The 21,247-nt window shown below is 64.8% G+C and carries 17 protein-coding genes and 2 tRNA genes; 11 read left to right on the top strand and 8 right to left on the bottom strand.

The features are described 5' to 3' along the window. Nucleotides 1-202: 202 nt before the first annotated feature. The 7 genes from ACFUCV_RS12175 (at nucleotide 203) to ACFUCV_RS12205 (ending at nucleotide 7,917) form a co-directional block, all read left to right on the top strand. Nucleotides 203-1,297 (top strand): PDZ domain-containing protein, encoded by a 1,095-nt coding sequence (locus ACFUCV_RS12175; protein ID WP_380816030.1) that lies wholly within the window; start codon nucleotides 203-205, stop codon nucleotides 1,295-1,297. A 99-nt stretch (nucleotides 1,298-1,396) separates the two neighbouring features. Further along, nucleotides 1,397-4,393: a UPF0182 family protein gene (locus ACFUCV_RS12180; protein ID WP_380816032.1), complete on the top strand. Its 2,997-nt coding sequence runs from the start codon at nucleotides 1,397-1,399 to the stop codon at nucleotides 4,391-4,393. Nucleotides 4,394-4,585: 192 nt separating this feature from the next. Next, nucleotides 4,586-4,659 (top strand) — tRNA-Met (locus ACFUCV_RS12185). Between the two features lie 245 nt (nucleotides 4,660-4,904). Then, complete coding sequence (locus ACFUCV_RS12190; RefSeq protein WP_380816034.1) at nucleotides 4,905-5,858, top strand: cytochrome b/b6 domain-containing protein; 954 nt, start codon at nucleotides 4,905-4,907, stop codon at nucleotides 5,856-5,858. 19 nt (nucleotides 5,859-5,877) lie between these two features. Continuing rightward, the gene (locus tag ACFUCV_RS12195) at nucleotides 5,878-6,930 is read left to right on the top strand and encodes an enoyl-CoA hydratase/isomerase family protein (RefSeq protein ID WP_380816036.1); all 1,053 of its coding nucleotides are present in this window, start codon (nucleotides 5,878-5,880) and stop codon (nucleotides 6,928-6,930) included. 39 nt (nucleotides 6,931-6,969) lie between these two features. Then, nucleotides 6,970-7,746, top strand: a complete 777-nt coding sequence (locus tag ACFUCV_RS12200) for an enoyl-CoA hydratase (protein WP_380816038.1) — start codon at nucleotides 6,970-6,972, stop codon at nucleotides 7,744-7,746. A 94-nt stretch (nucleotides 7,747-7,840) separates the two neighbouring features. Further along, nucleotides 7,841-7,917, top strand: a tRNA-Met gene (locus ACFUCV_RS12205). 50 nt (nucleotides 7,918-7,967) lie between these two features. Here ACFUCV_RS12205 and ACFUCV_RS12210 read toward each other — a convergent pair. The 4 genes from ACFUCV_RS12210 to ACFUCV_RS12225 are packed head-to-tail and all read right to left on the bottom strand — an operon-like array spanning nucleotide 7,968 to nucleotide 11,032. Then, nucleotides 7,968-9,029, bottom strand: coding sequence for a sulfate/molybdate ABC transporter ATP-binding protein (locus ACFUCV_RS12210; protein WP_380816039.1), 1,062 nt, complete (start codon nucleotides 9,027-9,029; stop codon nucleotides 7,968-7,970). Continuing rightward, a complete protein-coding gene (locus ACFUCV_RS12215) occupies nucleotides 9,026-9,844 on the bottom strand; it encodes an ABC transporter permease (RefSeq protein ID WP_380816041.1) in 819 nt (272 codons plus the stop codon). The genes ACFUCV_RS12210 and ACFUCV_RS12215 overlap by 4 nt, the downstream gene beginning before the upstream one ends. After that, nucleotides 9,834-10,625 carry a molybdate ABC transporter substrate-binding protein gene (gene modA, locus ACFUCV_RS12220; RefSeq protein ID WP_380816043.1) on the bottom strand — a complete coding sequence of 264 codons (792 nt, stop codon included), beginning with the start codon at nucleotides 10,623-10,625 and terminating at the stop codon, nucleotides 9,834-9,836. Before modA ends, ACFUCV_RS12215 begins: the two co-directional genes overlap by 11 nt. Next, on the bottom strand, nucleotides 10,622-11,032 hold the full coding sequence (locus tag ACFUCV_RS12225) for a molybdopterin-binding protein (RefSeq protein WP_380816047.1): 411 nt from the start codon (nucleotides 11,030-11,032) through the stop codon (nucleotides 10,622-10,624). The genes modA and ACFUCV_RS12225 overlap by 4 nt, the downstream gene beginning before the upstream one ends. Before the next feature lie 181 nt (nucleotides 11,033-11,213). Here ACFUCV_RS12225 and ACFUCV_RS12230 point away from each other — a divergent pair, with 181 nt between their 5' ends. Continuing rightward, nucleotides 11,214-12,065, top strand: a complete 852-nt coding sequence (locus ACFUCV_RS12230) for an aldo/keto reductase (protein WP_380816049.1) — start codon at nucleotides 11,214-11,216, stop codon at nucleotides 12,063-12,065. A gap of 78 nt (nucleotides 12,066-12,143) precedes the next feature. Here the strand turns inward: ACFUCV_RS12230 and ACFUCV_RS12235 are convergent, their stop codons facing one another. Together ACFUCV_RS12235 and ACFUCV_RS12240 are read right to left on the bottom strand one after the other, a co-directional pair. Further along, nucleotides 12,144-12,917 carry a PspA/IM30 family protein gene (locus tag ACFUCV_RS12235; protein ID WP_380816051.1) on the bottom strand — a complete coding sequence of 258 codons (774 nt, stop codon included), beginning with the start codon at nucleotides 12,915-12,917 and terminating at the stop codon, nucleotides 12,144-12,146. Nucleotides 12,918-13,114: 197 nt separating this feature from the next. Continuing rightward, a complete protein-coding gene (locus tag ACFUCV_RS12240) occupies nucleotides 13,115-15,157 on the bottom strand; it encodes a TPM domain-containing protein (protein ID WP_380816053.1) in 2,043 nt (680 codons plus the stop codon). A 270-nt stretch (nucleotides 15,158-15,427) separates the two neighbouring features. On the opposite strand from ACFUCV_RS12240, the gene ACFUCV_RS12245 reads away from it, so the two are divergent. Next, nucleotides 15,428-16,951, top strand: coding sequence for a S1C family serine protease (locus ACFUCV_RS12245; protein WP_380816055.1), 1,524 nt, complete (start codon nucleotides 15,428-15,430; stop codon nucleotides 16,949-16,951). A 57-nt stretch (nucleotides 16,952-17,008) separates the two neighbouring features. Here the strand turns inward: ACFUCV_RS12245 and ACFUCV_RS12250 are convergent, their stop codons facing one another. Both ACFUCV_RS12250 and ACFUCV_RS12255 read right to left on the bottom strand, forming a co-directional pair. Further along, nucleotides 17,009-18,355, bottom strand: a complete 1,347-nt coding sequence (locus tag ACFUCV_RS12250; RefSeq protein ID WP_380816058.1) for a permease — start codon at nucleotides 18,353-18,355, stop codon at nucleotides 17,009-17,011. Beyond that, nucleotides 18,352-19,155, bottom strand: coding sequence for an ABC transporter ATP-binding protein (locus ACFUCV_RS12255; RefSeq protein ID WP_380816060.1), 804 nt, complete (start codon nucleotides 19,153-19,155; stop codon nucleotides 18,352-18,354). The genes ACFUCV_RS12250 and ACFUCV_RS12255 overlap by 4 nt, the downstream gene beginning before the upstream one ends. A gap of 262 nt (nucleotides 19,156-19,417) precedes the next feature. On the opposite strand from ACFUCV_RS12255, the gene ACFUCV_RS12260 reads away from it, so the two are divergent. Together ACFUCV_RS12260 and ACFUCV_RS12265 are read left to right on the top strand one after the other, a co-directional pair. Next, nucleotides 19,418-20,209, top strand: coding sequence for an electron transfer flavoprotein subunit beta/FixA family protein (locus tag ACFUCV_RS12260; protein WP_380816065.1), 792 nt, complete (start codon nucleotides 19,418-19,420; stop codon nucleotides 20,207-20,209). Between the two features lie 10 nt (nucleotides 20,210-20,219). Beyond that, nucleotides 20,220-21,194 carry an electron transfer flavoprotein subunit alpha/FixB family protein gene (locus ACFUCV_RS12265; RefSeq protein ID WP_380816062.1) on the top strand — a complete coding sequence of 325 codons (975 nt, stop codon included), beginning with the start codon at nucleotides 20,220-20,222 and terminating at the stop codon, nucleotides 21,192-21,194. Nucleotides 21,195-21,247 lie beyond the last annotated feature (53 nt).

Here is a 21,247-nt window from a genome sequence, read left to right on the forward strand (position 1 = left end):
CCGGGGCCCTGTTCGCTACAGGCAAAGGGCCCCGCCGGCCACCTTCGCCGGTGCCGCCGCAGGGGATGGGTGTTTTGAAGTGAACTCCCAGCACCCCCACAAGTGCAGCACATTTAAACACAGTAAGGTGAAGTGTTGATAGCTGAAATTTTTGCCAGGGACCCACGGGCAAGGTTGCCGGACACTGGGAGAGGTCACTGAATTGAGCCACGAGATGATCAAGAACGCCGCTGCGCCAGGAATGGTTCGTGACCGCAGGGTTCCCGCCATGATCATTTCCGGCGCCGTGGCTGCAGTGCTCGCGGTGGCCGCCATGACGGTGCCGGTGCCTTATGTGGTCGAATCACCGGGCCCGGCCATCAACACCATTGGCACCGTCAATGACAAGCCGGTGGTGACCATTACCGGAAAAGAGGATTTTCCGGCCACATCGGGTGCGCTGGATTTGACCACCGTCCGGCTGGCTGGGGGACTGCCCGGCAATGACATTAGTTTCCTTGACGCGGTGAAATCCTGGCTCACCCCCTCACACACCATTTATCCGGCGGAACTCATCTATGCCCCCGGGAGCAGCCAAGAGGTGGTCAACAGCGAAAATTCGGCGGCCATGACAGGTTCGCAGGAAAACGCCACGGCTGCCGCACTTACGGCCCTGGGCATTGACTTTGAATCCAAGCTGGCCGTGGCCTCGGTTCCCGCCGATGGCGCCGCGGCGGGAATCCTCAAGCCCGACGACGTGCTGCTCGCCGTGGACGGCCAAGCCGTCACCGAACTTTCCGCGATCCAATCCGTCCTGGCCTCCGGCAGGGGCGCCGAAGTTGATGTCACGGTGCTGCGCAGCAGTGGCGAACAGACGCTTTCCGTAACACCGAAGCTGGGGGACGAGGACAAATACCTGCTGGGCGTGGCTTTGCAGAACACCTTCACCTTCCCCTTCGATGTGCAAATTTCCTTGGAAAACATTGGCGGTCCCAGCGCGGGACTCATCTTTGCCTTGGCGATCATGGATAACTTGACGCCCGGGGAGTTGACCGGTGGGAAACACTTTGCCGGGACCGGCACCATTGATCCCGAGGGCAAAGTGGGCGCCATTGGCGGCATTGCCCAAAAAATGGTGGGTGCCCGCAGTGGCGGAGCCGAGTTCTTTCTGGCCCCGGCGGACAACTGCCAGGATGTGATTGGCCACGTCCCCGAGGGCTTGCAGGTTTTCCGGGCAGCGACCCTGAAGGAAGCCTTTGAGGCCGTGTCGGTCATTGGCTCCGGGAAGGACAGCTCGACGCTCCCCACCTGCAAGTAACGATTCGGTGACACACGGAACTTTGGTCTTAGTCCGTTCGTGCCACCACTATAGAAGTATTCGAAAAGTATCCATGCACCCCGAAGTAAGAGGTAGAGAGTGACATCCCGACCATCCCCATCGCCTGGCAGACCGGCGCCGCTGAAAAAACGCAGCGCCCTGGTTCCCACCATCATTGTGGTGGCGGCCCTGGTGGTAGCCGTGCTGATTTTCTCCGGAATCTACACGGATTTCCTGTGGTTCAAGCAGCTTGGTTTTGCCAACGTCTTTTGGACCGAACGCCTCGCCAAGCTCCTGATATTCGTGGGCGCCTTCCTCATCATGGCCGTGGCGGTGTTTTTCTCCATCCGCATTGCCTACAGGGCCCGGCCCATCTACGCCCCGGACAACGCCATGGCCGACAATCTCAGCCGCTACCAAATGCAGTTGGAGCCCGTGCGGCGGGTGGTCATGCTGGGAGTGCCGGTGGTCTTTGGCCTCTTTGCAGGCACGGCAGCCATGGCCCAGTGGGAAAAGGTCATGCTGTTCCTCTACCGGGAACCCTTTGGCTCCACCGATCCCGAGTTCGGCCTGGACATCAGCTTTTACACCAACACCTTGCCGTTCCTTGGCTTCCTGGCTGGAATGCTGATCAGCGCCACCGTGATTGCCTTCATTGCCGGGGTGCTCACGCACTACCTGTACGGGGCCATCCGGCTCACCGAGCGGGGCATCTTCACCTCACGCCAGGCCCAGGCGCACATTGCCGTGATGGCGGGCATTTTCCTGCTGCTGCTGGGCGGCAACTTTTGGCTGGGCCGCTATGCCACGCTGCAGGACAATGGCGGCTACCGCGCCGGTGCACTGTTCACCGACGTCAATGCAGTCATTCCCACCCAGGCCATTTTGGCCGCGGCGGCCCTCATTGTGGCCGTGTTGTTCATTGTGGCCGCGTTCCTTGGCAAGTGGAAGCTGCCCTTGATTGGCACGGGAATGTTGGTTGTCACCTCCGTGGTGGCCGGCGGCATTTACCCGTGGGCCGTGCAGGAATGGCAGGTCAAGCCCTCCGAGGGCAACGTGGAGCTGCCGTTCATTGAGCGCAACATCAACATGACCCGTGACGCCTATGGACTCACGGACATGGAGGTCACCCCCTACAACGCCACGACGACGGCGACTGCCGGGGCCCTGCGCCAGGATGCCGACACGGCCGCCAACATCCGCCTGCTGGATCCCAACCTGATGTCCTCCACCTTCGCGCAGCTGGAACAATACCGCCCGTACTACAAGTTCCCCAAGACCTTGAACGTGGACAGGTACACCATTGACGGCAAAGTCCAGGACGCCGTCATTGCCGTGCGCGAGCTGAACCCCGACGGCATCAACCCGAACCAGCAAAGCTGGTACAACCAGCACCTGGTGTACACGCACGGCTACGGTGTGGTGGCCGCCTACGGCAACAAGGTCACCTCCGACGGCAAGCCCGAGTTCATGCAGTCAGGCGTCCCCTCGCAGGGCGAACTGGGAACCGACAGCAGCTACCAGCCGCGCATTTACTTTGGCCAGTCCACCACGGACTACTCGGTGGTGGGCGCCCCGGAGGGCACAGGACCCATTGAGCTGGACCGTCCGCAGGGCAACACCCCCACGGAAAACACCGACAACCCGGCCGACGAGTCCCTGACCACCTTCACCGGTGACGCCGGCCCCAGTGTGGGCAACTTCTTCAACCGCCTGATGTATGCCTTGAAGTTCCAGTCCACGGACCTGCTGTTGACCAACGGTGTAAATGAAGAGTCGCAGATCCTTTACGACCGCACCCCGTTGGAGCGGGTGGAGAAAGTGGCACCGTACCTGACGCTGGACAACAACCCCTACCCGGCCATTGTGGACGGGAAGGTCAAGTGGATTGTGGATGGCTACACCACCAGTTCGCAGTACCCGTATTCCCAGCAGCAGCAGCTGCAGGAGGCCACCACTGATTCACTGACAGCCGCCGGGACGGCCATGCCCAACGCTTCGGTGAACTACATCCGCAACTCGGTCAAGGCCACCGTGGATGCCTATGACGGTTCCGTGGAACTGTTTGCCTGGGATGACCAGGACCCCATCCTGAAGGCCTGGCAAAACGTCTTCCCCACCACGGTGAAGCCGTATTCGGAAATGTCCGGGGACGTCATGTCCCATGTACGCTACCCGGAGGACCTGTTCAAGGTCCAGCGTGAACTGATGGGCCGCTACCACGTCACAGATCCCACGGACTTCTTCAAAAACACGCTGGCATGGAGCGTCCCGGACGATCCCACCACCACCGCGGTGGACAAGCAGCCCCCGTACTACCTGTCCTTGAAGATGCCCGGCCAGGATCAGACGGCGTTCTCCCTGACCACCAGCTTCATCCCGCAGGAAGTCCAAAACACCGATTCACGCAACATCCTCTACGGCTTCATGTCCGCCAATGGCGATGCCGGCAGCGTCAAGGGTGAAAAGAGTCCCGATTACGGCAAAATCCAACTGCTGGAACTGCCCGATGCCACCCAGGTGCCCGGGCCTGGCCAGGTGCAAAACACCTTCCAGTCGGACCCCGCCGTGTCGGAACAGCTCAACGTGCTTAAACTTGGCCAGTCCGACGTCATCAACGGCAACCTGCTCACGCTGCCGGTGGGCGGCGGCATGCTGTACGTGCAACCGGTGTACGTCAAATCCACCGGTTCCACCTCCTACCCCACGCTGCAGCGCGTGCTCGTGGCCTTTGGCAACAAGATTGGCTACGCCGCAACCCTGGATGAGGCCTTGGACAACCTCTTCGGGGGTGACTCCGGTGCCGCCGCCGGCGACTTCGGCCTGGACAAGGAGGAGCCGGGCACCGGGGGCAGCTCCACGGACGGCAGTGGCACCCCTGCCGGCGGTGGCAATGCCGCGCTGACCAAGGCACTTACGGATGCCAGCGCAGCCATCAAGGACGGCCAGGCAGCCTTGGCCAAGGGCGACTTTGCCGCCTACGGCGAAACCCAGAAGCGTCTGGAGGCGGCCATTGCCGCGGCACTGGCCGCCGAAGGGGCAGCCCCGGCTGCGCCGGCGAGCCCTGAAGCCTCGGCAACGCCGGCAGCTCCGTAGCCGGATGTGCAGCGCCGGCTCCGGCGCCGCTTTGAGAATGTGAGGCCAACAAGGCCCGGCCACCCCGGTGGCCGGGCCTTGTTGCTGCATGGCTCTTTTGAAGGTCACTGACCTGCCGGAGACTGGGGAGACGAACGTCACCCGGTGGGAACTTGGCCTGAGCGCCTCAGGGCAGTAAAGTTGTAGACACATCGCGGGGTGGAGCAGTTCGGTAGCTCGCCGGGCTCATAACCCGGAGGTCACAGGTTCAAATCCTGTCCCCGCAACAAAGAAAAAACCCTCGGCCAGTTGGCCGGGGGTTTTTTGTGTGTGCGCCCGCCCTCGGGCACCCCCGGCAGCGCACTGGCATGGCGGGGGCGGGGAGTTCCATGGGGGCTCCTTCGGGTGCACTGATGGCGCAGGGAGTAGTGAAAGTTCGATCTGCGGGTCCAGATGATGGAAGATAAGAACCGCAGTACGCCGTGGTGACGGCATTGTCCCAAGTACGTATGTGAAAGAGGTTTCCACGACCATGTCGACCCCCCGTAACAAGCAGGCCGCCAGTCTTAAGGGCCGGTGGCAGGCTCTGGGCCTGTGGTCCAAAATTGGCGTTTCCGCAGCTGCCCTCGTGGTGCTGCTGGGTGTGCTGGTCCTTGCAGCCCGTTCACTGGTGGGGCTGGCGGCGGTGCAGTCCTTCCTGACCACGTACCCTGGGGCGTCAGAGCTGCCCGAAGGCGCCCCGGTGGGACTTCCGGCCTGGCTGGGGTGGCAGCACTTCCTGAACTCGTTTTTCATCCTGCTGATCATCCGCTCGGGCTGGCAGGTGCGCACCACCAAGCGCCCCGCTGCGCACTGGATCCGCAACAACAAGGGACTCATTAAAACTAAAAACGCGCCCGGAAAGATCAGCCTGGACCTCTGGTTCCACCTGACGCTGGATGCCTTGTGGGTCCTCAACGGGGCTGTCTTCATTGTGGTGCTGTTTGCCACCGGCCAGTGGATGCGCATTGTGCCCACCAGCTGGGACGTGTTCCCCAACGCCGTTTCCGCCGGACTGCAGTACCTGTCTCTGAACTGGCCCACGGACAACGGCTGGGTCAATTACAACGCCCTGCAGCTGCTCACCTACTTCATCACGGTGTTCATTGCCGCGCCCCTGGCCATCATCACGGGCCTGCGCATGTCCGGTGCGTGGCCGAAGAAGGCCAAAACCCTGAATAAGGCCTACCCCATTGAGCTGGCGCGGGCGCTGCACTTCCCCGTCATGGTGTACTTTGTCATCTTCATCATCACGCACGTGACACTGGTGTTGGCCACGGGGGCGCTGAAAAACCTGAACCACATGTACGCCGCCACCGACGCCGTCAACTGGTGGGGCTTTGGCATTTTTGCCGCCTCCCTGGTGGTCATGGCAGCGGCCTGGTTCCTGGCCCAGCCGCTGTTCCTGCGCCCGGTGGCTTCCCTGATGGGTAAAGTAACGAAGTAAAAACGTGAAGGATGGGCGCATGGAGAACAATGAAGTCCTCGTGGAGCGCACCGGGCAGCTGGGACATGTGCTGTTGAACCGGCCGCAGGCCATGAACGCACTGAACCACGGCATGATCCGTGCCATTGCCGCAGCACTGGATGAGTGGGAGCATGACGCGTCGGTTGCCACGGTGTTGATTTCCGGCGCCGGCGAACGGGGGCTGTGCGCAGGGGGCGACGTGGTGTCCATTTACCACGACGCCCGCCGGGGCGGCCAGGGCAGCGAGCAGTTTTGGCGCGACGAATACACTCTCAATGCCCGCATTCACAGCTATCCCAAACCCATGGTCGCTTTCATGGACGGGGTGGTTTTGGGTGGCGGTGTGGGGATTTCCGCCCACGCCCGGCACCGGATCGTGACCGAGCGGTCCCGCATCGGCATGCCGGAGACGGGCATCGGCTTCGTCCCTGACGTTGGCGGCAGCTATCTGCTGGCGCGCGCCCCGGGTGAAACAGGCACCCATGCGGCCCTGACCGGCACCATGGTCAGCGGCGCCGACGCCATTGCCATGGGACTGGCCGGACACTATGTGCACTCGTCCCGGCTGCCCACGCTGGTGGCCGAGTTGGCGCACCGCTCCGCAGCCGCCGTCACCGCCCGCTGGGGCCAGCAGCCGTCGCCCTCGGAGCTGGAGGGGTCCCGTGCCTGGATCGATCAGTGCTACGGAGCTGACGACGCCGGGACGATCCTTGCACGCCTGGCCCGCCACAGTGATCCGCGGGCCGTGGCTGCAGGGGAGTTGATCGCAGCAAAGTCGCCCACAGCGGTGACGGTGGCACTGGCGGCGCTGCGGCGCGCCCGTGGCCTGGGGTCGCTGGAGGAGGGGCTGGCGCAGGATCTCCGGGTGTCCCTGCGTGCTGTGCAGTGGCCGGACTTCAGCGAGGGGATCCGGGCCCAGCTGGTGGACAAGGACAGAAACCCGCAGTGGCTCCCGGCGCAGCTTGCAGACGTGTCCGCGCAGCTGGTGGCGGACGCGTTCGCGCCGCTGGGCGCACGCGAACTAAAGCTTCCCGCCGCGGCCGCACCGTAAACCACACTCCACAGCCACCGCAAAAAGATTGGACTTGTCATGACGCAGCACTCATTCATCCTTGTTGAGCAGCGTGGCCGGGTCGGGCTGATCACCCTGAACCGTCCCGAGGCCCTGAACGCCCTCAATGACGCCATGGGCAGGGAGGTCCTCGCCGCGGCCCAGGCTTTCGACGCCGATCCCGGCATTGGCGCGCTGGTGATCACGGGTTCATCCCGGGCCTTCGCTGCCGGTGCGGACATTGTGGAGATGGCAAACAAAAGCTCCGTGGAGATGTACCAGTCCAACTGGTTTGGTGCTTGGGACGAGCTGGCCCGGGTCCGCACACCCATCATTGCCGCCGTGGCCGGGCACGCCCTGGGCGGGGGATGCGAGCTGGCCATGATCGCCGATTTCATCATTGCCGCAGAGAACGCCCAGTTCGGCCAGCCCGAAATCAAGCTCGGCGTCATCCCCGGCATGGGCGGCTCCCAACGGCTGACCTTGGCTGTTGGCAAGGCCAAGGCCATGGAAATGGTGCTCACGGGCCGCGTCATGGGGGCGGTGGAGGCTGAGCAGGCGGGCCTCGTGGCCCGCGTGGTGCCCGTGGATTCGCTGCTGGAGGAGGCGCTGGCAACGGCCGGGACCATTGCCGGCATGTCCAAGCCCGTCGCCATGATGGCCAAGGAGGCCGTCAACGTGGCCTTCGAAACCACGCTGGCCGAGGGTGTCCGGCATGAGCGCCGCGGCATTTTTGCCTGCTTCGCCACCGAGGACCAAAAGGAGGGCATGGCGGCCTTCAATGAAAAGCGCCCGGCGAATTTCAAGCATCGTTGAGTCCGCGCCGGCGGCGGGTTAGCGCGCCTGCGCACCGGACGGGTCCGGCCCGAGTTGGTGATTGGCCCAATTGCATGTACTGTTGAGGACGCAACGCGGGGTGGAGCAGTTCGGTAGCTCGCCGGGCTCATAACCCGGAGGTCACAGGTTCAAATCCTGTCCCCGCAACCAGATGAGGAAAACCCCCGGCCGGACGGCCGGGGGTTTTTCGTTTCCCCGCCCTATTCCTGGTACAAAACCACTTCGGCGGCCTTGACCACAAAAAAGATCCGCTGTCCCGGCGTCAAGCCAAGGTCCGCCATGGCGGCGGTGGAAATGCTGGCGGACAGTTCCCCGGCCCGGACCCGGACGCCGCCGGCCTGGGGTTCCACTTCCGACACCGTGACCGGCCAGACGTTCCGCGGGCTGCCGTGCGGCGCGGTGGGGAACACCGACACCGCCGACGGCGGGAACGCGGCCAAGCCGGGGCCTGTGCCTTTGGTGCCGGCTGCGGGACGGCCGGCGACGTGGCCGCCGTCGGGCGTGGCGAGGGTGCTGCCGGCCAGGGTGCCGCGCAGCACGTTCAAGCCCGCCAGGGATGCGGCAAAGGTGCTGCGCGGGTGCGTCAGGACGGTGGCGGTGGGGCCGGATTCCACAATCCGCCCGCCCTCCATGATGACCGTGCGGCCGGCAAGCATGAGGGCATCGAGCAGGTCGTGGGTGATGATGATGGCCCGGCGTCCGGTCAGGACCCGTTTGAGCAGGCTGCGCATGAGCGCCGTGTTGGCCACGTCCAGTGCCGCCATGGGCTCATCAAGCAACAGCAGCGCCGGGTCGGTGGCCAGCGCCCGGGCCAGGGCCACCCGCTGCGCCTGCCCGCCGGAAAGCTCCGCGGGGCGTCGGGTGGAGAACATGGCCGCATCCACCTCCTGCAGCCAGTGCCTTGCCCGGCTGCGGCTTTCACGGCGGGTGCGGCCCTGGCTTCGGGGGCCAAACGCCACATTGTCCAGCACGTTCAAATGCGGAAACAGCAGGGGCTCCTGCGCCAGCACCCCTACACCGCGCCGGTGCGGCGGCAGCCACAGCTTCCTGGATTCCCCGCCATTTGCCGCCAGCTGGAACAGCGCCTTGCCGTCCACGGCCGCGTGGCCCGAATCGGGTTTCACCAAGCCGGCCAAAATCTGCAGCAAAGAGGACTTCCCTGCACCGTTGGGACCCATCACGGCCACCGTTTCGCCTGGCTTCAGGGACAGCTGGAGCTCCAGCCCCCGGCTGGCCAGCGCAGCCTGCAGCGTCAGCGTCATGCCGTGCCCTGCCCTACATGGCGCGGCGCCCGGTATGCCAGCAGCACCACCACCACTGCCACGGCAATGAGGACAAATGACAGCGCCACTGCGGCGTCGGGATCACCTTCACGCTGCAGGTAGATTTCCAGCGGCAGGGTCCGGGTGACGCCTTCCAGGCTCCCGGCAAAGGTCAAGGTGGCACCGAATTCGCCCAGGCTCCGGGCAAAGGACAATACGGCCGCCGACACCAGTCCGGGCAGCACCAGCGGCACCGTGATGCGCCGGAACACCGTGGCGGGAGCGGCGCCAAGGCTTGCGGCCACCTCTTCATAACGGTGCCCGGCCGTGCGCAGGGTGCCCTCAAGGCTCAACACCAAAAAGGGCATGGCCACAAAGGTCTGCGCCATGACCACCGCGGTGGTGGAGAAGCCAATGTCCAGTCCCACTGCGTTCAGATGCTGGCCCAGGAGCCCGGCCCGGCCAAAGGTGTACAGCAGTGCCAGCCCGCCCACCACCGGCGGCACCACCAGCGGCAGCAGGATCAGGGCCCGCACCATCCGCTGCCCCGGAAATTGCGCCCGGGCCAGCAGCACCGCCAGGGGCACACCAAAAACAAGGCACAGGGCTGTGCTGGCCAGGGCTGTCTTCAAACTCAGTCCCAGCGCCGCCAGCGAGGCCGCTGAGGTGATGAGCGCAGGAAACTGCCCCCACTTCACCTGTGCCACCATCCCCGTCAAGGGCAGCAGGATGAAGAGCGTCCCCACTGCGGCGACGGCGAAGATCCACGCCGGAACACCCGTGTATTGCCAAGGTCGGGATGGCCTAGGGCGCATCGAAGCCGGCTTCCTGAAGGACCGCGCGTCCCTGTGCACCCATCACCAGGTCAATGAAGCCCTGGGCCAGCTCGGGCGGCGTGCGGGTCTCCACGGCGGCAATGGGGTAGCTGTTGCGGGCCGGATTGGGCACGTCCAACGCAATTTCCTCCACCTTTGCACCGGCGGATTTCGCGTCCGTGACGTAGACCAGTCCGGCGTCGGCCTCCTGGGAAATGACCTTGCTGAGCACGCTTCCCACCGACAGTTCCTCGCTGACCGGTTGCAGGGACAGGCCGGCACTGGCTGCATCCGCTGCGGCGGCGGCACCGCAGGGCACCTGGGGAGCGCACACCACCAGTTTCACCCCGGGGCGCACCGCGTCGGCGAAGGAGGTGATGTTGGCTCGGTTGCCGGGCGGCACCACCAGGGTCATGGTGTTGGCGGCAAAGGTGGCCGGACCGCCCCGCAGCAGGCCGCTGTCCTTGACGCGGTCCATGGTGGGCTGGTCGGCGGCGGCAAAAACATCCGCGGGGGCCCCGGCAATAATTTGCGTGGCCAGGGAGCTGGAACCGTCAAAGCTCAGTGACACCTGCACCCCGGGGTGCTGGCGCTCATACTCACCTGCCAGTTCGGTGAAGGTGGATTTCAAGGACGCGGCGGCAAAGACCGTCAGCGTTCCGGTGGGCTCCTGGCCGGCGGACCCGCCGGGGGAGGCGGGGGAGGAGCAGCCGGTGAGTGCCGCCGTCGTCAACCACGCCAGGGCCGTCAGCGCTGCCGGCAGCCTGCCACGGCCCGTCAACTCCGGTTCCCTGCGGACGGGACTTCGAGGATGACATTGGTGGATTTCACCACGGCCGTGGCCACGGAGCCGGGTTCCAGCTGCAGCTCGCGCACCGCCTCGCTGCTCATCAGGGACACCACCCGGAACGGTCCGCACTGCAGTTCCACCTGGGCCATCACCTTATCCAGCACAATGTTGGTCACCAGACCCACGAAACGGTTGCGGGCGGAACTGCCAATGCCCGTGGGATCCTGCGGCAGCGACGCCTGGGCCTTGGCGACGGCGGCCAACTCGGTGCCGGCAATGACGGTTTTCCCACGGAGGTCCTTGTGGCCCGTCAAAGTGCCGTTGTCCAACCAGCGGCGCACGGTATCGTCGCTGACGCCCAGGAACCGTGCCGCTTCAGCCACGCGAATAAAAGTCATGCTGCCAGTCTAACCTCCTCATCTGAGGATATAAATAGGCCATTTATGCGCATACCCGGTTCAATGCTCAAATTGTGCAGGACAGTGGGGCAGCTGGGGGGTGCGGCAATCCGCTGAAGCTGCTTAAGCTGGAGGGGGAGCCGCAGCGTGCGGCGCAGGAAATGAAAGGACCGCATCTGGCATGACTGACCATCAAGGCACGAATCCAGCCGTTCAAGATCTGACCTTAAACAATGGCGTGACCATTCCGCAGCTTGGCTTTGGCGTCTTTCAAGTCCCGCCGGAGGAAACCCGGACAGCTGTGGGCCAGGCCCTCAAAGCGGGGTACCGGCACATTGACACGGCGGCCGCGTACCGCAACGAGGACGGAGTGGGGGCAGCCATTGCCGAATCCGGCCTGGCGCGCGACGAACTTTTCATCACCACCAAACTGCGCAATGGCGAGCAAGGGAATGCGCGCGCAGCCTTTGAAGCCAGCCGCAGGGCGCTGGGGGTTGATTGGGTGGATTTGTATTTGATCCACTGGCCGGTGCCCTCCCAGGGACTTTTCACCCAGGCATGGCATGAGTTGGAATCCTTGTACGCCGAGGGACGCATCCGCGCCATTGGGGTCTCCAACTTCCTTCCCGACCACCTCGAGGAGCTTTTGGCCAATTCCACGGTGGTGCCGGCTGTGAACCAAATCGAGATCCACCCCACTTTCCAGCAGGCTGACGTGGCGCACAAGAGCCGTAGCCACGGCATTGCGGTGGAGGCGTACAGCCCGCTGGGGCAGGGGCAGGATTTGGACAATGAAGTGATTGCCCAGCTGGCGCAGGCCCACCAGGCAACCCCGGCGCAGATAGTCCTGGCGTGGCACTTGGGACTGGGCAACATTGTCATTCCCAAAACCGTCAGCCCCGAGCGCATGGCCGAGAATCTGGCTGCGGCCCGGCTCGAACTCAGTGAAAGTGAACTCCAGAGCATTTCGGCGCTGGAAGCAGGCGGGCGCACCGGTGCAGATCCCGCGGAGGCGGCCTTCACGCAAATGTAGTTGCCAGGGCAGGAAACAAAGGGGTGCACCTTCCTTTATGGAAGGTGCACCCCTTTGCGTCAAGGCCAAGAACGCCGGCTAGAGCTTGTCGAAGTCCGCTTCATCCACGGTGTCGGAGGCACTGATGGCCGACGGCGCGGGGGAGTGCCCGGCCTTGAGCGCGGCCAATCGGGCCTCAATCTCCGTCTGCTCACCCAGGTCCTCCAATGAATTGAACTGGGCATCCAGACTGGAGGCGGCAAGTTCGTTCTGGCCGCGGACCTTGGCCTCTTCACGGCGGATCTTTTCCTCGAAGCGGCTGACTTCGCTGGTGGGGTCCATGATGTCAATGCTCTTGAGCGCATCGTTGACCTGCAGCTGGGCGCTGGCTGTTTTGGAACGGGCAATGAGTTCATTGCGCTTGCTGTTGAGCTCATTGAGCTTGCCCTGCATTTGCTGCAGGCCCGTCTTGAGCTTGTCCACAATTTCGGTCTGCGCAGCAATGTTGGGCTGGGCGGACTTGGCCTCGTTTTCGGAGGAAATCTGCCGCTGCAGTGCCACCTTGGCCAGGTTGTCGAACTTCTGCGCATCGGCGGGATTGCCGGCGGCGCGGAATTCATCGGCCTTGCGGCTTGCCGCCAGGGCCTTGGAACCCCAATCCTGGGCATTGCGGACATCTTCGTTGTAATCGTCCTCGAGCATGCGCAGATTGCCGATGGTCTGCGCCACGGCGCCCTCGGCCTCCGTGATGTTGGCCTTGTAGTCACGCACCATTTGGTCAAGCATTTTCTGCGGATCCTCGGCCTGGTCCAAGAGTGCATTGATGTTGGCCTTGGCCAACTGTGCGATGCGGCCGAATATTGATTGCTTCATCGTTCTTTCCCCTTTAATAGCTGCTTGCCTGACAAAATTCGAAAAGCTGCGAAGAGTGCCCCGGCGGTTTTTGCCCGCCGCGGCTCCTGTTCATTCTTGCCCCTGGGCCGTCCCCGGTGCAATCTTCCCCACGTCCGACGCCGGTTGGCGGCTCCCTGCCCAAACCCGCCAAGTGTCTGCGCCGCACCCTTCACGGGCTAGAAGTTTCCGCCGCTGCCCCCGAAGCCGCCGTCCCCGCCGCCAAAGCCCCCGCCTCCGCCGCCGCCACCGAAACCTCCACCGCCACCGAAGCCGCCGCCGCCAAAACCTCCGCCGCCGCCGCTAAGCAGGCCGCCAATGATGCCGCCCAAAATGGCACCGCCCATGCCGCCACCCATGGAACCCCTGCCGCCGCCATAACCGCCGCCACCATAACCGCCGCCGCGGCCAAAGTCGTCAACGTCGTTTTGGGCGTACGCCATGGCCTGCTGGGCCAGTGCCTGGGCCTGCTGGGCATAGCTGAGGGCATTGCTGGGATCGGAATCGGCAATGGACAGGGCGTAATCAAAATTGCGTGCCGCTTCCGACAGCCGGGTCCGGGCCGCGGAGCCCACACCTCCGCGCCGTGCCGCAATGAAATCCTCGGCCGTGGCAATGGTGGCTTGGGCGCCGGCGAGCGCCTGCTGCAGGGCAGCCTGCGCCCGCAGCGCCTGCTGCTGCTGATCCCGGATGCCGTTGAGGAGTTCATCGAGCTGCCCGTGCGCCTGCTGGACGGCTGCCAACTGTGCCACGGGGTTGGGCTTGCCGGCGGCAGCACCCCTGCGCACCTGGTCCAATTGCGCCTCGGCCGCCTGCACCGTGGGGCTGTAGCGGGCAAACTGGCTTGAGGCCACCATGGACTTGGCCTGCCCCAGATCCGCCAGGGCTGCGGGGAGGGCGGTGGTCAGGGTCTGCGCCGCCTCATGGAGCGTGGCGTCGGCCTTGTTCAACGCCTCCAGCAGCACATTGAACTGCAGCAGGCTTTCCTCGGCGGCCTTGACCGTCATCGCGGCGGCAGCGGTGTCGGCAGCTGCCAGCTTGGCCTCGGCTTCGGTGGCGGCGGTGTCCACAAAGTCCAGGCGTTCCTTGGCCTGGGCCACATTGTCGCGTACGGGCGCCAGGGCGGCGTCGGAGTAGTTGGCTGCCAGCCGTGCCATCTTTTCCTCCGCGGCGGCAATGGCGCTGCGGGATTCCTGGGCTTGGGTGCGGATGCCCGCCAACACCTTCGGGGCCGTGCGTTCGAGCTCCCGCAGCTCGTCGAAGGCGGCCTTCTCGGCGTCGAGCGCGGCATTGGCTTCCTCGCTGCGCTTGATGATTTCCCCCAGCCAGGAGCGTTGTTCGTCAATGGTGTCGGGAATTTCGTCGTCGAGCTGTTGCTGGAGCTTGAAGGATTCACTGAGGTGGGCACGGGCCCTGTCGAGGGCGGCCTTGAACGGCTTGACGGCTTCTTCACCGTAGGAGGCCTGGGCAAAACCAATCTCATGTTCACTGCTCTTGATGGCGTCATCTGCGGCAATGAGCAGGGAACCGGCCTTGGCGCGCAGTTCCGCAATGGACAGGCCGGCGTTGGCATCCAGGGGCGAGCCGTCCGGACCGTAGCCCTTCGCGGTGGCCGCAGCGGCGGTTTTCCGGCGTTTTCTGCGCAGATACAGGGCTGTTCCGGCGCCGCCGGCCACCACGACGCCGCCCACCCCCAGGGCCACAAGCCCACCGGTGGGATCGGGCACGTTGCCCTTGCCGCCGCCGGCGGCGTCGCCCAGGGCGGCGGCGGCATCAATGGCCGCCTGCGCCCACTGTTCCTGTGCCAGCTGCGGCTTGATGGCATTGGTCTGGATGTTCTGGTTTTTGCTGTCAGGCACCAGGTTCCTGTCAGCCAGCAGGGCGTACTGCGAATCCTGAACCGCCACGGCCAGCAGGGCATCGCCGGTGCCCAAGCCCTTGCTCTCGGCCACTTCGGTGGCCCACTCCACTGCTGGCTGCCCGTCAAAGGAATTCACGTACACCACAAAGAACGTCATGCCGCGGTCCTGGCTGAGCTCGTCAATGGCCTGCTGGACCTGCGCCTTTTCTCCACCGAGCACATTGGCATTGTCCACAATGTAGCTGCCGCCGGGAATGGTCACCGGCGGCTCCGCCTGGGCCATGGCTGCTGGCGCCAAAAGAAGAACGGCCGCCAGCAGGGCGGCGGCAAAAGCGGGAAATGGCTGCAATCGTGCAAACATTGTTCACCTCGAAGATGGACGGCTGCGGGACCCTGGGGAAACTGGCCTGGTGGAACAAACAATACTATGGCCGCTTGTAAATCCTGGCCCCGGTCCCAGTGGTTTTCCCTGTCCCGGTAAAGCCTTGGAAGGCCATGATGGGGGATAATGGAGCGTAAGGATCCTTCACAGCTGCCATCCAGCAAACGTTCGTCAAGGCACCAGCCGGGGGCGACATGATGAAACCCAAGCCACAAATCATCACATGAGATTTCAACGAAGGGAAAGCTGATGTCCGAAAACACCGGTGACCACACCACCCCAGGCAGGCAGCAGGAACCCACACCCCAGGTGCCCGGTTCCACTCCCGCAGTGCCGCCGCGCTGGCCAGCCGCCGCCCCGGCGCGGGAAACGGCTGACCACGGATCCTCAGAGCATCCCACCATGCCCATTCCCGCCAGCCATGGTGTCCCGCCGCGGCCTGAGCAGCAGCCCGGCACCCCGTCCTCGCCACAGCCAAGCCACCCCTCCGGCGGTTACGCCGGGCCCGGCCATCCGGCGTCGGACGCCTACCCGCAGCACTTGGCGCCGGCCGTGACGGCGCAGCCCAGGGAACGCAAAAAAGTGGGCCTGGGCCTTTTCGCCGGCAGTGTCTTGGCGGCGGCGCTGGTGGGCGGATTGGCCGGGGGCGGCTCGATGGCACTGCTGGACTCCAACGATGGCGCAGCCGCGCCCGTGTCCCAGGCCGCACCCCTGGTGGTCAACAACAGCAGTTCGGTCAACCAGGTCACGGCGGCGGCTGCAAAGGCCATGCCGTCGGTGGTGACGTTGTCGGCCACCAGTGACGACGCCGGCGGCACGGGGTCGGGCATCATCCTGGACACCGACGGGCACATCCTGACCAACACGCACGTGGTGACCCTTGACGGTGCCACCGCGCACGCCAAAATTGAGGTCCAGACCAGCGACAACCAGGTTTTTGCCGGGGAAATTGTGGGCACCGACCCGCTTTCCGACCTGGCCATCGTTAAGATTGATGCCCCCAATCTGGTGCCGGCCACGCTGGGGGATTCCAATCAAATCAATGTGGGCGACACTGTCATTGCCATTGGTTCGCCGCTTGGATTGAACAAGACGGTCACCGACGGCATTGTCTCGACCCTGAACCGGACCATTCAGGTGGCTTCGTCAGCCGTGCCGGAAACTCCGGAGGATTCCGGTGAAGATTCCGGCGGCGACGGCAACGGCTTCCGCTTTTCCCCTCCCGGCGGGGAACAGACGACTGCCGCCCAGGGCACCGTGAACTTGAACGTGATTCAAACCGATGCAGCCATCAACCCCGGCAACTCCGGCGGCGCCCTGGTCAATGCCGACGGCGCAGTCATTGGCGTCAACGTGGCGATTGCTTCGGCCGGCGGCTCCTCGGAATCCGGCGGACAGGGCAATATTGGGGTGGGCTTCTCCATACCCATCAACCACGCCAAGCAGGTGGCCGAGCAGATCATTGACAACGGCAAGGCCACGCACGGGCAGTTGGGTGTCACCGTCAGGGGCACCTCGGCCGCGGGCGGCAGCAGCGCCTTTTCCTCCGGCGCCACGGTGGAGGACGTGACCTCCGGCAGCGCCGCGGACAAGGCGGGCCTGCAAAAGGGTGATGTGATCCTGAAATTGGGCGAGCGCACCATCAGCGACGCCTCCGAGCTCACGGCAGCGGTTCGTGAACAGCCAGGCGGCGCCACCGTGAAGCTGGAGTTCACCCGCGGCGGCAAGGCCCAGGCCGTGGATGTGGCGCTGGAAACCATGCCCAGCAGCTAGGGCGGGCAGGCAACAGACGCAGCAGGGCCGGGCCGCATGGTCCGGCCCTGCTGCGTCTTAGCTGTCCAGCACCTTGTCCAGCACCGGCCCCGTCGCCGCCAGGCCCAGCCACACCAGGGCGATGCCCGCGCTGAGGACTGCGGCAATGACCAGCAGCGACAACGGGGCGAAAATCATGGCCGCCCCTGTCAGCGGAAACAACAGCACCGCCGCGAGGGTGGCCGAACCCGCCGTCACAATGCGCACGGGAGAGAGTGCGGCCCGTTTGCGGGCGGCGTCCATGACAGGCCGTGGCATGCCGAGCCGGTTCAGGCTGACATAAAGGTCCCGCCGGTCAAAAATGGCTGCCGCCTGATTCACTCCGGCGCTGCAGGCCACCAGCAAAAATGACGCCAGCACCGTGATCAACACCCCCATGCGCATGTCATTGACCAGGTTGATGTCTTCAGCGCTGCCGGCCTCCGAGGTGGCAGCCATCAGGGCCAGCCCCGTGCCGGCAATGACGGCAATGAAGCTGGTCATGGACAATGAACTCACCTGCCGCCACGCAGCTTTGGGGGACTCCAAAATGATCCTGCTCGCCAACAGCCGTGCCGGCGTGGCAGCCCTGCGAAGGCTGCGGCCGGCGCCGCGCTGGAGGGCGTAGGGGCCCACCAGGTTCAGCAGTGCCATCCCGCCGGCGAGGCTGGCACACAACAGGACAACCACCAACGCCACGGAGCCACTGGATGAGAGCCCGGACATGACAGCAAACAACACCATGGCGGCAACGGCCCCGAGGGCCAACCGCATCCAGTGCGCGGTGGGCGCCTTTTGCCGCGTCCGCACACCCAGGGGGGTGAGCACGATATGGCGCAGTCCCGCCGCTGCGCTGATGGCCGCCAGCGCCACCAGGACTGCCGCCGTGGCCAACACCAGCAGGGGATTGAGCCACAGTTGTGCCAGTCCCCGGGCCTTTCCCTGAAACTGGATAAGGGCAACTGCCGGCAGGGCCACCGCATACAGCACCACTCCTGCGGCAATGCCCGCAGCGGCCACCACGGTGGATTCCACAATGGAGATGGTTCCCACCAGGGCCGGGGTGCCGCCGAGGAGCCGGAGCGTGGACAGGCGCTCATCGCGTCGGCGGGCGGACAGCCGTGCGGCCGAGCCGCCCAGGGTCAGCAGGGGCGCAATCAGCAGCGCCAGGGCCAGGCCAGCCAGCATTTGATACGTCCCGCCCAAATCAGGGTTGCTGGCTTCGATGGGATGGGTGAAAAAACTCATTGCCCCGGCCAACACCAGCAGTGAGAGTGCCGTGACAAGGGCAAAAGCCACAGCCGGCAAAGTCAGCACGGCTTTGTTTCCCGGGGACGGCCGGGACAGCATCGCCAGGATGGCAAAGGTGGGACTGGGCGCACTCACGGCTGCCCTGCAAGCCGCGGGCCGGCGCTCAACTGTGCCTGCAGCTGTTCCGGTGACCTGTAGGTGCTGCCGGTCCAGGCAGACCCGCCGGGCATGCCGGCGGCCGCGCGCACCGGTGGTGGCGCCGCGGACAGGACCCCGTCGTGCATGAAGAGGGTCCGGGAGCAGCGTGATGCCACGGTGGGATCATGGGTGACCAGGACCAGGGTGTGGCCGCGGCCGCAGCTGGCAGCCAACAGTGCGCCCATGACGTCGGCCGAGGTGTTGGAGTCGAGGGCGCCGGTGGGCTCGTCGGCGAACACAATCCGGGCCCCGGTGACCTGGGCGCGGGCAATGGCCACCCTTTGTGCCTGGCCACCGGACAACTCGCCAATGCGGCGGTTTTCCAGCCCGGACAACCCCAGCTGGCCCAGCCAGGCGGCGGCGGGCGGTTCCGCTTCGCGCCGGGAAACACCGTTGAGCATCAATGCCAGGGCAACGTTCTCCAGCGCAGTCAGTTCCGGAATGAGCAGCCCGGACTGGAACACGAATCCAAAGGCCTCGCGGCGCAACGCCGAACGTTGGGATTCGTTCAGCGCGGTCACCTCCGTGCCCGCGTGGTTCACGGTTCCCGCGTCGGGGGCGGTGATGCCGGCCAGGGTGTGCAGCAGGGTGGTCTTGCCGGATCCGGAGGCGCCCATGATGGCCACCGATTCACCCGGATAAATGTCAAGGTCCACATTGTCCAAGGCAATGCCGCCGCCGTAGCGTTTGGACAGGGAACGGGCAGTCAGCACTGCCGCAATGGTTGCTGTAGTCATGCCTCAAGCCTGCCCTGCGCCGGCGGCAAAACCATCGGGCCAGGGGTGGAAGCGCGCCGCTGCCGCTCCACCCCTGGGGGGATTGAAACCATCCTTGCGGTGTTCGCCCGGAGTAAAGTTTCGACGCGACAAATTCCGGCCCGGGCCGTCACGAACTAAGCTGGGCATGAAGGCCAAGGGCGATCCTGCCAAGCCCACCCCCGCCGGGGGAACGGCAGCGCAGTCATCCGTGACACAAAGGACAGCAGTGGAAAATTCAGCACTGAACATTGTGGTACTGGTCAAATATGTGCCAGACGCACAGTTTGACCGGCACCTGACAGGTGATGCCCGCACAATTGATCGCGGCGAGAGCATCCTTTCCGAACTCGATGAGTACGCCCTGGAAGCTGCCCTTGCCCTCAGCGACGCCCGTGGCGGCGCCAAGGGCGGGAACACCGTCACGGCCCTGACCGTGGGTCCGGCCGCCGCCTCCGTGGCGGTGAAGAAATCACTGCAGATCGGTGCGAGCGAAGGCCTGCATGTCAGTGATGACGCCCTTGCAGGGTCCGACGCCTACGCCACCTCCCTGGTGTTGGCCGCTGCCATCAAGTCCCTTGGCCCGGTGGACCTGGTGATCACTGGCATGGCCTCCACCGACGGGGAAACGTCCATTGTTCCGGCTCAGCTCGCGGCACGGCTTGGACTGCCCCAAATCACTTTTGCCTCGGCGCTGGATGTGGCCGGAACCACTGTGGTTGCACGCCGTGACGGGGACGATTTTTCCGAGGAAATCCACGCCACCATGCCGGCGCTGGTTTCCGTCACGGATCAAGCCAACGACCCCCGCTACCCGAACTTCAAGGGAATTTTGGCGGCGAAGAAGAAAAAGACCACCACAATCTCCCTCGGTGAGCTGGGTTTGACGGCCGACGCCGTGGGCCACGCCGGCTCCCTGACCCAGGTGATTGCGGCCGCCGAGCGTCCGGCCCGCACCGCCGGCACCATCATCACCGACTCCGGGGATGCCGGGATTCAACTCGTTGACTTCCTCGCCGCGCAGAAACTGATCTAAGGAAACCGCCATGAACGCAATTGTTGTTTTTATTGATCAGCTCAATGCCCCTGGCACCTTGTCCGGGACCACACTGCAGCTGCTGACGGCGGCCCGCGGCGCCGGTGAGCCCGTGGCCGTGGTGGCGGGTCCGGTGGAACCGCTGGTGTTGGCTGAACTGGGCAGCTACGGCGTCAGCCGCGTGCTGAACTCGGAGCAGGCGGAACTGGGCGAGTACTTGATTGCCCCGAAGGCAGATCTGGTGGCGCAGGCCGCGGCAACGGTTTCCGCCTCTGCGGTTCTGGTGGAAAACAGCGCCGCCGGCAAGGAGATTGCTGCGCGGGTGGGCGTGATGCTGCACGCCGGTGTGATCACCGACGCCGTTGCCCTCACGCATGACGGCGGTTCCCTGGTGGCGCAAAAGTCGGTCCTGGCCGGTTCGTGGACCACGGAGGCACGCGCCACGAGCGCCGTCACGGTGGTCAGCGTCAAGGCCCACAGTGTTGAGGCCACGCCGGCGCCGGTGCCAAGCGTTGCCGAAGTTGAAGGCGTTGAGGTCGCTTTTGCCCCGGCCAGCCTGGGAGCACGCGTGGTCTCGCGGACCCCGCGGCCCGCGTCCGGGCGCCCCGAACTGGATGACGCCCGCATTGTGGTGGCCGGTGGCCGCGGACTCGACGGCGACTTCACCCCCGTGGAGGAACTGGCCGACGTGCTGGGCGCCGCGGTGGGGGCATCGCGCGCGGCAACCGATGCCGGCTGGATCTCCCACACCTCACAGGTGGGCCAGACCGGAAAGACCGTATCCCCGCAGCTGTACATTTCCGTGGGCATTTCCGGGGCCATCCAGCAAAAGGCAGGAATGCAGACGTCCCAGGTCATTGTGGCCATCAACAAGGATTCCGAGTCGCCGGTGTTTGAAATTGCCGACTTCGGGATTGTTGGTGACCTGTTCCAGGTGCTGCCGCAGGCCGTGGCGGAAATCAAGCGCCGCCGCGCCGAATCCTAGTCGTTCGCAGCTGTCGCCGCAGGGAAGCCGCCGGGCCCGGGACAGGGCACGGC

It is taken from the genome of Specibacter sp. NPDC057265 (assembly GCF_042668835.1).
Lineage (GTDB): Bacteria > Actinomycetota > Actinomycetes > Actinomycetales > Micrococcaceae > Specibacter.

Bases quoted from the DNA above. Each gene is read 5' to 3' on its own strand.
- ACFUCV_RS12190 (WP_380816034.1), top strand. From the start codon at position 4,905: ATGTCGACCCCCCGTAACAAGCAGGCCGCCAGTCTTAAGGGCCGGTGG.
- ACFUCV_RS12195 (WP_380816036.1), top strand. From the start codon at position 5,878: ATGGAGAACAATGAAGTCCTCGTGGAGCGCACCGGGCAGCTGGGACAT.
- ACFUCV_RS12200 (WP_380816038.1), top strand. From the start codon at position 6,970: ATGACGCAGCACTCATTCATCCTTGTTGAGCAGCGTGGCCGGGTCGGG.
- ACFUCV_RS12210 (WP_380816039.1), bottom strand. From the start codon at position 9,029: ATGACGCTGACGCTGCAGGCTGCGCTGGCCAGCCGGGGGCTGGAGCTC.
- ACFUCV_RS12215 (WP_380816041.1), bottom strand. From the start codon at position 9,844: ATGCGCCCTAGGCCATCCCGACCTTGGCAATACACGGGTGTTCCGGCG.
- ACFUCV_RS12225 (WP_380816047.1), bottom strand. From the start codon at position 11,032: ATGACTTTTATTCGCGTGGCTGAAGCGGCACGGTTCCTGGGCGTCAGC.
- ACFUCV_RS12230 (WP_380816049.1), top strand. From the start codon at position 11,214: ATGACTGACCATCAAGGCACGAATCCAGCCGTTCAAGATCTGACCTTA.
- ACFUCV_RS12235 (WP_380816051.1), bottom strand. From the start codon at position 12,917: ATGAAGCAATCAATATTCGGCCGCATCGCACAGTTGGCCAAGGCCAAC.
- ACFUCV_RS12240 (WP_380816053.1), bottom strand. From the start codon at position 15,157: ATGTTTGCACGATTGCAGCCATTTCCCGCTTTTGCCGCCGCCCTGCTG.
- ACFUCV_RS12245 (WP_380816055.1), top strand. From the start codon at position 15,428: ATGTCCGAAAACACCGGTGACCACACCACCCCAGGCAGGCAGCAGGAA.
- ACFUCV_RS12255 (WP_380816060.1), bottom strand. From the start codon at position 19,155: ATGACTACAGCAACCATTGCGGCAGTGCTGACTGCCCGTTCCCTGTCC.
- ACFUCV_RS12265 (WP_380816062.1), top strand. From the start codon at position 20,220: ATGAACGCAATTGTTGTTTTTATTGATCAGCTCAATGCCCCTGGCACC.